The organism is Microbacterium sp. UBA837 (assembly GCF_002296025.1).
Classification (GTDB): domain Bacteria; phylum Actinomycetota; class Actinomycetes; order Actinomycetales; family Microbacteriaceae; genus Microbacterium.
The window spans coordinates 4905-17693 of the sequence record NZ_DBHD01000052.1 but is presented as its reverse complement, the minus strand read 5'-3'; the positions used below and the strand labels follow the sequence as shown (position 1 = coordinate 17693).

Sequence of the window (12789 nt, the reverse complement as noted above, 5' to 3'; positions counted from 1 at the left end):
CGCGCACTACCGGAGGATATCCATGAGCAACCCCATCGGCGACCCCGGCCACGGACACTCGCCGGCGGCCTGGACGGCTGTCGTCATCATGCTCGCTGCCATCGCCCTGGGCACACTGGCGTTCTTCCTGGAGATCGTCTGGCTCGTGTGGGCATCGGTAGTCCTTGTCGTGGTGGGGGCGCTCGTCGGTTGGATCATGGCGAAGGTCGGCTACGGCGTGGGCGGCTCCAGGTACACCGCGAAAGAGCATTGAGCATGCTCGCCGACCTCACGGCCGGCGCTCTCGAGGACGCCCGGTCGCGCGAAGCCGTGCGGCCGCTTGCGGATGTCGAACGCGCCGCACGTGATCGTCCCGCCGCGCTCCCGGCACTCGAAGCACTGGCACCCACCGAGAACGTGCGCATCATCGCCGAGGTCAAGCGTGCCAGCCCATCACGCGGCGACCTCGCCGAGATCCCCGACCCAGCCCACCTCGCATCTCTGTACGAGCGCGGGGGAGCATCGGCCATCTCGGTTCTGACGGAACAGCGTCGGTTCAAGGGGAGCCTCGCGGATCTCGAGTCAGTCCGTGCTGCAGTATCCCTCCCGGTGCTGCGCAAGGACTTCGTCTCCACCGAGTATCAGGTCTTCGAGGCCCGCGCGGCAGGCGCCGATATCGTTCTGCTCATCGTCGCGGCCCTCGACCAGCCGGTACTCGAGCGGCTGATGCGCCTGATCGAACAGCTCGGGATGACGGCACTGGTCGAAACACACTCGCTCGAGGAACTGCAGCGTGCCGCGGACATCGGTGCACGCCTGGTCGGCGTCAACGCGCGCGACCTTTCCACGTTCGAACTCGACCGCGGTCTGTTCGGGCGCCTGCGTGAGTCCATCCCCGCGGATGCCATCGCTGTCGCGGAGTCCGCTGTGCTAGCGCCGGCCGATGTCGCGCACTACCGGGCTGCGGGCGCAGATGTCGTCCTCATCGGCGAGGCGCTGGTTACCGGTGACCCCGTCGCGACCCTCACCACGTTCCTGGAGGCAGGATCATGACCACGAGCCTGCGCGAACAGCGCGGTCCCTTCTTCGGCGACTTCGGCGGGCGTTTCATGCCCGAGTCGCTCATCGCCGCAATCGACGAGCTCACTGCCGAATACGAGGCAGCTCGCATCGACCCGGCGTTCCAGGCGGAGTTCGTTCGGCTGCTGAACTCGTACGCCGGCAGACCTTCTGCCCTCACCGAGGTGCCGCGGTTCGCCGAGCACACCGGCGCCGGGCGGGTGTTTCTCAAGCGTGAGGACCTGAACCACACGGGGTCCCACAAGATCAACAACGTGCTCGGCCAGGCTCTGCTCACGCAGCGTCTGGGCAAGACGCGGGTGATCGCGGAGACCGGAGCCGGCCAGCACGGTGTGGCAACTGCCACGGCTGCGGCGCTGTTCGGTTTCGACTGCACGATCTATATGGGCGAGGTCGACACGCAGCGCCAGGCGCTGAACGTCGCCCGCATGCGGCTGCTCGGAGCCGAAGTCATCCCGGTCACGACGGGCTCGCGGACGTTGAAGGATGCCATCAACGAGGCATACCGCGACTGGGTCGCCAGCGTTGAGAACACGAACTACATCTTCGGCACCGCCGCGGGCCCGCACCCGTTCCCTGCCATGGTCCGTGACTTCCAGAAGGTCATCGGCGAAGAAGCGCGCGCTCAACTTCTGGATGAGATCGGACGGCTTCCCGATGCCGTCTTCGCGTGCGTCGGCGGCGGATCGAATGCCATCGGCATGTTCGATGCATTCCTCGACGACGAGGGCGTCGCCCTCTATGGCGTCGAAGCGGCCGGGGATGGCGTCGACACGCCCCGGCACGCGGCATCCATCGAGCGGGGCACGCCGGGCATCTTGCACGGCGCCAAGACCTTCGTCCTGCAAGACGAAGACGGCCAGACGGTCGAGTCCCACTCGATCTCGGCAGGCCTGGATTATCCCGGGGTCGGACCCGAACACGCCTGGCTCGCCGACATCGGTCGTGCCCACTACATCCCCGCCACCGACACCGAGGCGATGGAGGCACTGCGCCTGCTTTCGCGCACCGAGGGCATCATCCCGGCGATTGAGTCGGCTCACGCCCTCGCCGGTGCCCTGCGCATCGGGCGCGACCTCGGACCGGAAGCGGTTCTGGCCATCTCGCTGTCCGGTCGCGGCGACAAAGACATGGACACCGCGGCGCGGTGGTTCGAGCTGTACGACGAGGGAGCCCAGCCGTGAGCGCCGTCGCCACCGCGATCGACGCGGCCCGGGCTGAGGGCCGCGGCGCCCTGATCGGCTACCTTCCCATCGGCTATCCCGACCTGCAGACCAGCATCGAGGCCGCCGTCACGTTGGCCGAGGCCGGCGTCGACATCCTCGAACTTGGACCGCCGTACTCGGATCCGGTGATGGACGGGCCGGTCATCCAGGAGGCAACCAACGCTGCGCTGCAAGCGGGCTTCCGGATGCGTGACACCTTCACCGCGGTTCGCGAGGTGTCAGCACGCACCGACGTTCCCGTCCTGGTCATGACGTACTGGAACCCCGTAGTCCAGTACGGAGTCTCCCGCTACGCCGACGACCTCAGCGCCGCCGGTGGCGCCGGGCTGATCACACCCGACATCACCCCCGACGCGGCATCCGACTGGCTCGCCGAGAGCACGCGAACGGGCCTTGACCGGGTGTTCCTCGCCGCACCGAGTTCGACCGATGCCCGCCTCGAGATGATCGTGCGCGAAACCACCGGGTTCGTGTACACCGTGTCAACCATGGGCATCACGGGGGAGCGGGCGCAACTGGATGCTGCAGCCCGCGCTCTCGTCGCCCGCCTTCGCGAGCACGGTGCAGAGCGCGCGTGCGTGGGCATCGGCGTCTCCAACGCCGACCACGTGCGCAGCGTCCTTGAATACGCCGACGGTGCAATCGTCGGCACGGCGCTCGTGCGGGCGCTGCGTGATGGCGGGCTCGACGGCCTCGCTGCTGCGGCGCGCGAGCTCGTCGCAGGCACCGTTCGTCAGTGAGCCCGCCCCACTCGAACTAGACTCACGTCGTCGGCCCTCCGGTCGGCGCCCGACCAACCGAGGACGATCGACATGATCAGCGCTTTCCAGAACGTCCTGACGAGCATCCCCAGTCCGAGTGTCAGCTACATCGACCTCGGGCCGCTGCGCATCCACTTCTACGCGTTGTGCATCATCGCCGGCATCATCGTCGCCGTCCTGCTTACGAACTACCGCCTGACCAAGCGCGGTGCCGAGAACTGGATCGTCATCGACATCGCGCTGCTCGCGGTTCCCCTCGCGATCATCGTCGCTCGGATCTACCACGTCGTCACGCACCCCGGCTTCTACTTCGGCGAGGGAGCCGACATCTGGGCGGTCTTCCGCATCTGGGAGGGTGGCATCGCCATCTACGGCGCGCTCATCGGCGGGGCAGTCGGGGCGTGGCTCGGATGCCGCTGGACCGGCATCCGATTCTGGTCATTCGCCGATGCTTTGGCGCCAGGTCTGATCATCGCCCAGGCCATGGGACGACTCGGCAACTGGTTCAATCACGAGCTGTTCGGCCTTCCGACCGACCTCCCGTGGGGCTTGGAGATCGAGTCCACCAACGCCGCGTTCCCTCCGGGCCTTGCCCCCGGGACCCTGTTCCACCCGACGTTCCTGTACGAGATGATCTGGAACCTGCTGGGCGCTGCTGTGCTGCTGTGGGCGGGGCGTCGTTTCGCGCTGCAGTGGGGACGCCTGTTCGGTCTCTACCTGATCTGGTACAGCGCCGGCCGCATCGTCTGGGAGTCCATCCGGATCGATCCAAGCGAGATCTTCCTCGGCATCCGCACCAACGTGTGGGCAGCGATCTTCGGCGTCGTCATCGGCCTCGCGATCATGATCGTGCAGAGGCGCCGCCACCCCGGGCGGGAGCCTTCACCGTACGTTCCCGGTCGCGAACGCGCCGCGAAAGGCACTGTACAATCGCAGGACACTCCCGACTTCGTCGACGTCAGCGAACCACCGGCCCCCGAAGTCACCGCCGGCAGCGCCACAAGCACCACACGGCCGCAGTGATCTGATCACCGGAGTAGTACCCCGATCACCGCGTACACCACACACAGCCGGGCCGACGTCGTCCCATCTTGAGCATCAACGTGAGGACGGTAGCAATGGCATCGAGCCCCCGTCGCATCGCCACCGGCGAATCCGGCTTCCCCGCCAAGCAGGGGATGTACAACCCTGACTTCGAACGGGACGCGTGTGGCCTGGCCATGGTCGCGACCCTTCGTGGGGAGCCCGGTCACGACATCATCGACCTCGCTCTGACCGCCCTTCGCAACCTTGAGCACCGAGGTGCAATCGGGTCGGATGCCGGTACTGGCGACGGCGCCGGCATCCTCACGCAGATGCCGGATGCCTTCCTTCGCGCTGTCGTGGACTTCGACCTGCCTCCGATGGGGGAGTACGCGGCGGGCATGGTCTTCCTTCCCCTGGATCACGAAGCTCGGGCCGAGCAGAAGGCTGGCATCGAGCGCATCGCGGCAAGCGAGAACCTCGAGGTCCTCGGCTGGCGTGAAGTCCCCACCGACGAGGAGCACCTCGGCAAGCTCGCGTTTGAGGCGCGCCCGGCCTTCGAGCAACTGTTTGTTTCGCGTCCCGCGGTCGGTGACGCCCCTGCGCTGTCGGGAGTCGCGCTGGATCGCCGCACCTACCGGCTCCGCAAGCGCAGTCGCACCGAGCTCGGCGCATATTTCGTCTCGCTGTCGGCACGCACCCTCGGCTACAAGGGCATGGTCACGACGCTGCAGCTCGAGCCGTTCTACCCCGACCTGCAGGACGAGAGGTTCGCATCCGAGCTCGCCGTGGTTCACTCGCGGTACTCGACCAACACCTTCCCCTCGTGGCGACTGGCTCAGCCGCTGCGCATGCTCGCACACAACGGCGAGATCAACACCGTCAACGGCAACCGCAACTGGATGCGCGCACGCCAGTCACAGCTCGAGTCCGAGCTGATCGGCGACATCCGTCCGCTGCTTCCGATCTGCACCGACGGCGCCAGCGACTCGGCCTCCTTCGACGAGGTGCTCGAGTTGCTCACGCTGACCGGCAGAAGCCTGCCTCACGCCATCATGATGATGGTCCCCGAGGCCTACGAGAAGCAGGTCGGGCTCGACCCTGATCTGCGCGCGTTCTACGACTATCACGCGATCCAGATGGAGCCGTGGGACGGCCCCGCCGCCCTCATTTTCACGGATGGCACGCTCGTCGGCGCGACTCTGGACCGCAACGGCCTGCGTCCCGGACGATGGACCGAGACCACCGACGGCCTTGTCGTCATCGGCAGCGAGACCGGTGTGCTCGACTTCGAGCCCGAGCGCATCAAGCGACGCGGACGCCTGCGCCCTGGCCGCATGTTCCTCGTGGACACGGCGCAGCGCCGGATCATCGAGGATGACGAGATCAAGCGCGATCTGGCGACGATGCAGCCCTGGCAGGAGTGGCTGGACGCCGGTCGCGTTCGCCTGGCGGAACTGCCCGAGCGTGAGCACATCGTGCATCCGATCGCGTCGATCACCCGCCGTCAGCGCACCTTCGGTTACACGGAAGAAGAAGTCCGCATTCTGCTGACCCCCATGGGGCAGAAGGGCGCGGAGCCGCTCGGCGCTATGGGCAGTGACACCCCCGTCGCGGTCCTGAGCGACCGCCCGCGCCTGCTGTTCGACTACTTCACCCAGCAGTTCGCTCAGGTGACCAACCCGCCCCTGGACTCGATCCGAGAAGAGGTCGTCACCTCGCTCTCGCTCGGTATCGGCCCCGAGCGGAACCTCTTGGACTGGGGCCCGAGCCACACGCGCACCGTGACCCTGGACTTCCCGGTCATCGACAACGATGAACTCGCGAAGATCCAGCACATCGATACCGCAGTGCCCGGACGCTCCTCGGTAACCATCCGTGGCCTGTACCGCGTCGAGGCTGGCCACAAGGGGATGCAGAAGCGCATCGCGCAGATGTGCAGCGAAGTCGACCAGGCGATCGAGGACGGTGCCGAGTACATCGTGCTCAGCGACCGCGACTCCAACAAGGACCTCGCCCCGATTCCCTCGTTGCTGATGGTCGCCGCCATCCACCACCACCTGATCCGGCGCGAGACGCGAATGAAAGTAGGGCTGGTCGTCGAGGCTGGAGACGTCCGCGAAGTTCACCACGTCGCGACGTTGCTTGGTTACGGGGCGTCAGCAGTGAACCCTTACCTCGCCATGGAGACCGTCGAGTACCTCGTGCGCGCCGGGTACATCACCGGCGTTTCGCCCGAAAAGGCCGTCAAGAACCTCATCTACGCCCTCGGCAAGGGCGTTCTGAAGATCATGTCCAAGATGGGGATCTCGACAGTGTCGTCCTACGCGGGCGCCCAGGTGTTCGAGGCCGTCGGCCTGTCGCAGGAGTTCGTGGACGCGTACTTCACCGGCACCGAGACCAAGCTCGGCGGCGTCGGGCTCGACGTCATCGCCGCCGAGAACCGTGCCCGACACGCCTACGCGTACCCCGAGGACGAAGCAGAGCGCGCGCACGAGCGCCTCTGGACCGGTGGGGAGTATCAGTGGCGCCGAGACGGCTCGCCTCACCTGTTCAACCCTGAGACGGTCTTCCGCCTTCAGCACTCGACCCGCACGCGCCGGTACGACGTGTTCCGCGAGTACACCAAGCTCGTAGATGACCAGGCGAGCGAACTGAAGACCCTCCGCGGACTCTTCCGTCTGCGCACCGGTGTGCGCCGTCCCGTGCCGATCGACGAAGTCGAGCCGGTGTCGGCGATCGTGAAGCGGTTCTCAACCGGCGCGATGAGCTACGGCTCCATCTCGAAGGAAGCGCACGAGACACTCGCTATCGCGATGAACCGGATCGGCGGCAAGTCCAACACCGGTGAGGGCGGCGAGGATGTCGACCGTCTCCTCGACCCCGAACGCCGCAGCGCCATCAAGCAGGTGGCATCGGGGCGCTTCGGTGTCACGAGCCTGTATCTGACGGAAGCCGACGACATCCAGATCAAGCTGGCACAGGGGGCGAAGCCGGGCGAGGGTGGGCAGCTGCCCCCGACCAAGGTCTACCCGTGGGTGGCGCGCACCCGGCATGCCACCGCCGGTGTCGGCCTCATCTCGCCGCCGCCGCACCATGACATCTATTCGATCGAGGACCTCAAGCAGCTGATCTTCGATCTCAAGCGTGCCAACCCGCAGGCCCGCGTGCACGTCAAGCTGGTGAGCCAGTCGGGCATCGGTGCGGTAGCAGCGGGTACGGCAAAAGCGCTGGCCGACGTCATCCTGGTATCCGGACACGACGGCGGCACCGGTGCCAGCCCGTTGAACTCGCTCAAGCACGCAGGCACGCCGTGGGAGCTGGGCCTCGCCGAAACGCAGCAGACCCTGATGCTCAACGGCATGCGCGATCGTGTGGTCGTGCAGGTCGACGGCCAGATCAAGACAGGACGAGACGTGATCATCGGCGCACTGCTCGGCGCCGAGGAGTTCGGATTCGCCACCGCTCCGCTGGTCGTTTCCGGATGCATCATGATGCGTGTCTGTCATCTCGACACCTGTCCGGTCGGTGTCGCCACGCAGAACCCCGTCCTGCGGTCGCGGTTCACCGGCAAGCCGGAGTTCGTCGAGACCTTCATGGAGTTCATCGCTCAGGAGGTGCGCGAGTACCTGGCAGAGCTCGGGTTCCGCTCGCTCGACGAGGCGATCGGTCATCACGAACTGCTTGACACCAACCGTGCGATCGCGCACTGGAAGGCAAGCGGAATGGACCTGACACCCGTGCTGGAGGGTCCCGCGTTCTCCGACGACGAGCCGCGCCGCAACCTGCGTCCGCAGGATCATGAGCTCGACGAGCACTTCGACGTCCCGATCATCGAGCGGGCGCAGGATGTGATCGCGCACGGCGGCCAGATCACGATCGACCTGCCCGTGCGCAATACGGCCCGCGCGGTCGGTACGTTGCTCGGCCACCACGTGACGAAAGCTCAGGGCCAGAACGGTCTGCCTGCAGGTTCCATCACGATCAACCTCACCGGTTCGGCAGGGCAGTCCTTCGGTGCGTTCATGCCCGCAGGGATCACGCTGCGGTTGACGGGAGACTCGAACGACTACGTCGGCAAGGGGCTCTCCGGCGGTCAGATCGTCATCCGGCCTCCCGAGGATGCTGCCTTCGATGCGTCGCAGAACGTCATCGCCGGCAACGTGATCGGCTACGGCGCAACGCAGGGAACCCTGTTCCTGCGCGGCATCGTGGGCGAACGGTTCTTTGTCCGCAACTCGGGGGCGACCGCTGTCGTCGAAGGGGTCGGTGACCACGCGCTCGAGTACATGACCGGTGGTCTCGCCGTCATCCTGGGACCGACGGGCCGGAACCTCGGTGCCGGCATGTCGGGAGGAACCGCGTACATCTACCGGCTCGACGCCGACCTCGTCAACCGGGAGGCGCTGGCCACCGGTGAGCTCGAACTCGGACCGCTGGGTTCCGGGGATGCCGAGATGCTGCGCGATCTGCTCGCGCAGCACGTCGAACAGACCGAATCCGCGCTTGCCGCAGACTTCCTCGCGCGCTTCGACGAGGAGGTCGCCAACTTCGTCCGCGTCGTTCCTCGGGACTACGCCGCCGTGCTGCGTACACGGCAGGAGGCTGTCGACGAGGGCCTCGACCCCGACGGCGACGTTGTTTGGACCCGCATCCTGGAGGTGACCGGTGGCTGATCCCAAGGGCTTTTTGAAGGTGACCGAGCGGGAGCTGCCCGCACGCCGTCCGGTGCCTGTTCGCATCATGGACTGGAAAGAGGTCTACGAACCGGGCGACAGCGCTGTGCTGCGCCGGCAGGCGGGACGCTGCATGGACTGCGGCATCCCCTTCTGCCACCAGGGATGCCCGCTGGGAAACCTCATCCCCGAATGGAACGACCTCACGTGGCGTGGCGAGGGGCGTGCGGCGATCGACCGTCTGCACGCCACGAACAACTTCCCGGAGTTCACGGGTCGGCTCTGCCCCGCGCCGTGCGAGAGCGCGTGTGTGCTGGGGATCAACCAGCCGGCGGTGACGATCAAGCAGGTCGAGGTCTCGATCATCGATCAGGCCTTTGCGAGCGGGTGGGTCGAGCCCAAGCCGCCGGGCCGCCTGACGGGGAAGACCGTCGCAGTGGTCGGTTCAGGCCCAGCGGGCCTCGCCGCCGCGCAGCAGCTCACGCGGGCTGGTCACACCGTCGCTGTCTACGAGCGGGATGACCGTATCGGCGGCCTGCTGCGCTACGGCATCCCGGACTTCAAGATGGAAAAGCGCCACCTGGAGTCGCGTCTTCGTCAGATGCAGGATGAAGGAACCCGGTTCCGTGCCGGCGTGAACATCGGCACCGACATCACCTGGGATGCCCTGCGTGCCCGGTACGACGCTGTCGTCGTCGCAACCGGCGCAACAGTTCCGCGGGACCTTCCGATCCCAGGACGCGATCTCGCCGGCGTCCATTTCGCGATGGAGTACCTCGTCGAGTCGAACCACGCTGTCGCCGGGGATGCCGTAGCCAACCAGATCACGGCGGAGGGCAAGCACGTGATCGTGATCGGTGGCGGCGACACCGGTGCGGACTGCATTGGAACGGCACACCGCCAGGGCGCGCTGAGCGTCACGAACCTCGCGATCGGTCGCCGCCCTCCCGAGGCGCGCCCTGAAGCGCAGCCATGGCCGATGGCCCCCACCCTGTTCGAAGTGCAGTCAGCCCACGAGGAAGGCGGGGAGCGGATGTACCTCGCGTCCACCGTCGAGTTCCTCGGTAACGACGCAGGCGAGGTGCAGTACCTGCGGGTAGCTGAGACCGAGTTCGTGGACGGCCGACGCATCCCGAAGAGCGGCACCGAACGCGAGATCCCCGCAGATCTCGTGCTCATCGCCATGGGCTTCACCGGCCCCGAGCGACTTCTTCTGGAAGACCAGCTCGGCACCAGATTCACCGATCGCGGCAACGTTGCCCGTGAGGACGATTACCAGACGACGCATCCGGGGGTGTTCGTTGCCGGTGACGCCGGGCGCGGCCAGTCCCTCATCGTCTGGGCGATCGCCGAAGGACGCGCGGCCGCTGCAGCGGTGGACCGGTATCTGATGGGCGACACGGAGCTTCCGTCTCCTGTTAACCCGACGGATGTCGCCATCGGTATGGCGCACGCGTAGGCTGGGCCCGGCCCCTGCCTATACCCGCAGGCCTTCTGCCTGCATCACGCAAACAACGGAGCATACTCGGATGAGACGCGCGAAGATCGTCGCAACCTTGGGCCCGGCAACCTCGACATACGAGATGGTTCGCGCCATCATCGATGCCGGTGTTGACGTGGCCCGCTTCAACCTCTCCCACGGCGACTACTCGGTTCACGAGAACAATTTCGCCAATGTCCGCAAGGCTGCCGACGACGCACAGCGCGCCGTCGCGGTTCTCGTCGACCTGCAGGGACCAAAGATTCGCCTAGGCAAGTTCGAGAACGGACCCCACGACCTCGCGGTCGGCGACATCTTCAAGATCACGACCGAGGACATCCTCGGCACGAAAGAGATCGTCTCAACGACGTTCAAGGGTCTTCCTGCCGACGTGAAGCCGGGAGACTTCCTCCTCATCGACGACGGCAAGGTTCGCGTCAAGGTCGTCGAGACCGACGGCACGGTCGTCACGACCGAAGTCATCGTCGGCGGCCCGGTGTCCAACAACAAGGGCATCAACCTTCCCGGGGTCGCGGTCAACGTTCCCGCCCTCTCCGACAAAGACGAGGCTGACCTCCGCTGGGGTCTGCGCACCGGCGCCGACCTGATCGCCCTGTCGTTCGTCCGGGATGCCAAGGACGTCCAGCGTGTTCACGTGATCATGGCCGAGGAGGGCCGCCGGGTTCCGGTTATCGCCAAGATCGAGAAGCCGCAGGCCGTCGACAACCTCGAGGAGATCATCGACGCCTTCGACGGCATCATGGTCGCCCGTGGCGACCTCGGCGTGGAGCTTCCGCTGGAGGCCGTACCGATTGTGCAGAAGCGCGCAGTCGAGCTGTGCCGCGCGATGGCCAAGCCGGTCATCGTCGCCACGCAGATGCTCGAGTCGATGATCAACAACCCGGTTCCCACGCGCGCTGAAACGAGCGATGTCGCCAACGCGGTCCTCGATGGAGCCGACGCGGTGATGCTTTCGGGCGAGACCAGCGTGGGGGAGTACCCCGTGGTCGTCGTACAGACCATGGCTCGCATCATCGAGTCGACCGAAGAGCACGGCCTTGAGCGCATCGCACCTATCCACACCAAACCGCGCACCCAGGGTGGCATCATCACGCTCGCCGCCAACGAAGTTGCCGACTTCGTGGAGGCCAAGTTCCTGTGCGTGTTCACGGAGTCAGGCAACTCAGCCCGCCGCCTGTCGCGGCTGCGACCGAAGATCCCCATGCTAGCCTTCGCCCCAGACCCGGCGATCCGCCGTCGTATGGCGGTCACCTGGGGCATCCAGTCGACCCTCGTCGAACACGTGTCACACACCGACCGGATGTTCCTGCAGGTGGATGACTATCTGCTTGCGAACGACCTGGCCAAGGTCGGAGACAAGGTTGTCGTGATCTCGGGTTCGCCTCCCGGAATCGAAGGCACGACCAACGACATCCGCATTCACAATGTGGGGGATGCGGTGCACGGCAAAGCGCCCGCGTACCAGAACGCGGGCTGACACTCGCTTCGCACGACACGGTCGCGCTCGGCACTATGCTGAGCGCGACCGTTTCGCATTCGGAGGTAGCCGTGCTCGGCATCTGGGACATTTTCTAGTTCGCGCTCGTGATGTTCTACATCGCCGCCTACATCTACGTCGTGGCGCTGATCATCATCGATCTCTTCCGCGACCACACTCTGGCAGGCGGCTGGAAGGCGCTGTGGATCATCTTCCTGGTGCTCGTGCCGTTCCTGACGGCTCTGGTCTACGTGATCGCGCGAGGACGCGGGATGGCCGCTCGCGCGAGCATCCGTCGCGGGGTGGTTCCCGAGACCGACGAGTATCGTCCCGCCGCTGCCGCGAACCCGACTGCCGAGATCGAGCGCGCCAAAGCGCTCCTGGATGCCGGCACAATCTCGCAGGGCGAATTCGACGCGCTCAAGAGCAAGGCACTCGGGAACCAGTTCTTCGGCGCCTGAGCCGCGCCCATCGTGCGCTCTTCCCAAGCCGCACGATCGAGACATGAGAAGAGCCGCACCCCTGGCGGGTCGCGGCTCTTCTCACGTGCCGGTGGTGGGAGTCGAACCCACACGCCCTTTCGGGCAACCGATTTTGAGTCGGTCGCGTCTGCCATTCCGCCACACCGGCCTGGCACGTCCGCATTGACCATACCGTAGGATTCAAAGGTGACAGAGCAAGAGCAGGCCGCTACGTCCGCCGCCCGGACCCCCCGTCGTGTCGTCGTCGCCGAAGATGAGTCCCTCATCCGGCTCGACATCGTCGAAATCCTTCGCGACAACGGCTTCGATGTCGTCGGCGAAGCCGGCGACGGCGAGAGCGCGGTTCAGCTGGCCACGGAGCTACGCCCAGACCTTGTCATCATGGACGTCAAGATGCCACAGCTCGACGGCATCTCAGCCGCCGAGAAGCTCAACAAGAACAACATCGCACCCGTCGTTCTGCTCACCGCCTTCAGCCAGAAGGAACTCGTCGAGCGAGCCAGCGAAGCTGGTGCCCTCGCGTATGTCGTGAAGCCCTTCACCCCGAACGACCTCCTTCCCGCGATCGAAATCGCTCTTGCCCG

At 66.0% G+C, this 12789-nt stretch carries 10 protein-coding genes and 1 tRNA gene; 10 read left to right on the top strand and 1 reads right to left on the bottom strand.

Features of this window, described 5'->3' with window-relative positions; translation table 11 throughout:
- Window positions 1-22: 22 nt before the first annotated feature.
- The 9 genes from B3587_RS03685 to B3587_RS03645 all read left to right on the top strand — a co-directional run bounded on the left by B3587_RS03685 (window position 23) and on the right by B3587_RS03645 (window position 12184).
- On the top strand, window positions 23-253 hold the full coding sequence (locus B3587_RS03685; RefSeq protein ID WP_292726633.1) for a DUF6704 family protein: 231 nt from the start codon (window positions 23-25) through the stop codon (window positions 251-253).
- A 2-nt stretch (window positions 254-255) separates the two neighbouring features.
- Entirely contained in the window at window positions 256-1032 is a 777-nt protein-coding gene (trpC, locus tag B3587_RS03680) for an indole-3-glycerol phosphate synthase TrpC (RefSeq protein ID WP_228178707.1), read from the top strand.
- Entirely contained in the window at window positions 1029-2243 is a 1215-nt protein-coding gene (gene trpB, locus B3587_RS03675) for a tryptophan synthase subunit beta (RefSeq protein WP_228178706.1), read from the top strand. The genes trpC and trpB overlap by 4 nt, the downstream gene beginning before the upstream one ends.
- Entirely contained in the window at window positions 2240-3025 is a 786-nt protein-coding gene (trpA, locus tag B3587_RS03670) for a tryptophan synthase subunit alpha (RefSeq protein WP_292726631.1), read from the top strand. Before trpB ends, trpA begins: the two co-directional genes overlap by 4 nt.
- Window positions 3026-3097: 72 nt before the next feature.
- Complete coding sequence (gene lgt, locus B3587_RS03665) at window positions 3098-4069, top strand: prolipoprotein diacylglyceryl transferase (RefSeq protein WP_292726629.1); 972 nt, start codon at window positions 3098-3100, stop codon at window positions 4067-4069.
- A 95-nt stretch (window positions 4070-4164) separates the two neighbouring features.
- Window positions 4165-8745 carry a glutamate synthase large subunit gene (gltB, locus tag B3587_RS03660; protein ID WP_292726627.1) on the top strand — a complete coding sequence of 1527 codons (4581 nt, stop codon included), beginning with the start codon at window positions 4165-4167 and terminating at the stop codon, window positions 8743-8745.
- The gene (locus tag B3587_RS03655) at window positions 8738-10204 is read left to right on the top strand and encodes a glutamate synthase subunit beta (RefSeq protein ID WP_228178702.1); all 1467 of its coding nucleotides are present in this window, start codon (window positions 8738-8740) and stop codon (window positions 10202-10204) included. The genes gltB and B3587_RS03655 overlap by 8 nt, the downstream gene beginning before the upstream one ends.
- A gap of 70 nt (window positions 10205-10274) precedes the next feature.
- Window positions 10275-11723: a pyruvate kinase gene (gene pyk, locus B3587_RS03650; RefSeq protein WP_292726625.1), complete on the top strand. Its 1449-nt coding sequence runs from the start codon at window positions 10275-10277 to the stop codon at window positions 11721-11723.
- 110 nt (window positions 11724-11833) lie between these two features.
- Entirely contained in the window at window positions 11834-12184 is a 351-nt protein-coding gene (locus tag B3587_RS03645; RefSeq protein ID WP_228178973.1) for an SHOCT domain-containing protein, read from the top strand.
- An 86-nt stretch (window positions 12185-12270) separates the two neighbouring features.
- Here the strand turns inward: B3587_RS03645 and B3587_RS03640 are convergent.
- A tRNA-Leu gene (locus B3587_RS03640) sits at window positions 12271-12353 on the bottom strand.
- A 38-nt stretch (window positions 12354-12391) separates the two neighbouring features.
- Here B3587_RS03640 and B3587_RS03635 point away from each other — a divergent pair.
- The coding region (locus B3587_RS03635) for a response regulator (RefSeq protein WP_292726623.1) at window positions 12392-12789 on the top strand (398 nt) is incomplete at its 3' end.

Excerpts from the sequence above, each read along its gene's own strand:
- trpC (WP_228178707.1), top strand. The coding sequence starts at position 256 with ATGCTCGCCGACCTCACGGCCGGCGCTCTCGAGGACGCCCGGTCGCGC.
- B3587_RS03645 (WP_228178973.1), top strand. The coding sequence starts at position 11,834 with ATGTTCTACATCGCCGCCTACATCTACGTCGTGGCGCTGATCATCATC.
- lgt (WP_292726629.1), top strand. The coding sequence starts at position 3,098 with ATGATCAGCGCTTTCCAGAACGTCCTGACGAGCATCCCCAGTCCGAGT.
- pyk (WP_292726625.1), top strand. The coding sequence starts at position 10,275 with ATGAGACGCGCGAAGATCGTCGCAACCTTGGGCCCGGCAACCTCGACA.
- trpB (WP_228178706.1), top strand. The coding sequence starts at position 1,029 with ATGACCACGAGCCTGCGCGAACAGCGCGGTCCCTTCTTCGGCGACTTC.
- B3587_RS03685 (WP_292726633.1), top strand. The coding sequence starts at position 23 with ATGAGCAACCCCATCGGCGACCCCGGCCACGGACACTCGCCGGCGGCC.
- gltB (WP_292726627.1), top strand. The coding sequence starts at position 4,165 with ATGGCATCGAGCCCCCGTCGCATCGCCACCGGCGAATCCGGCTTCCCC.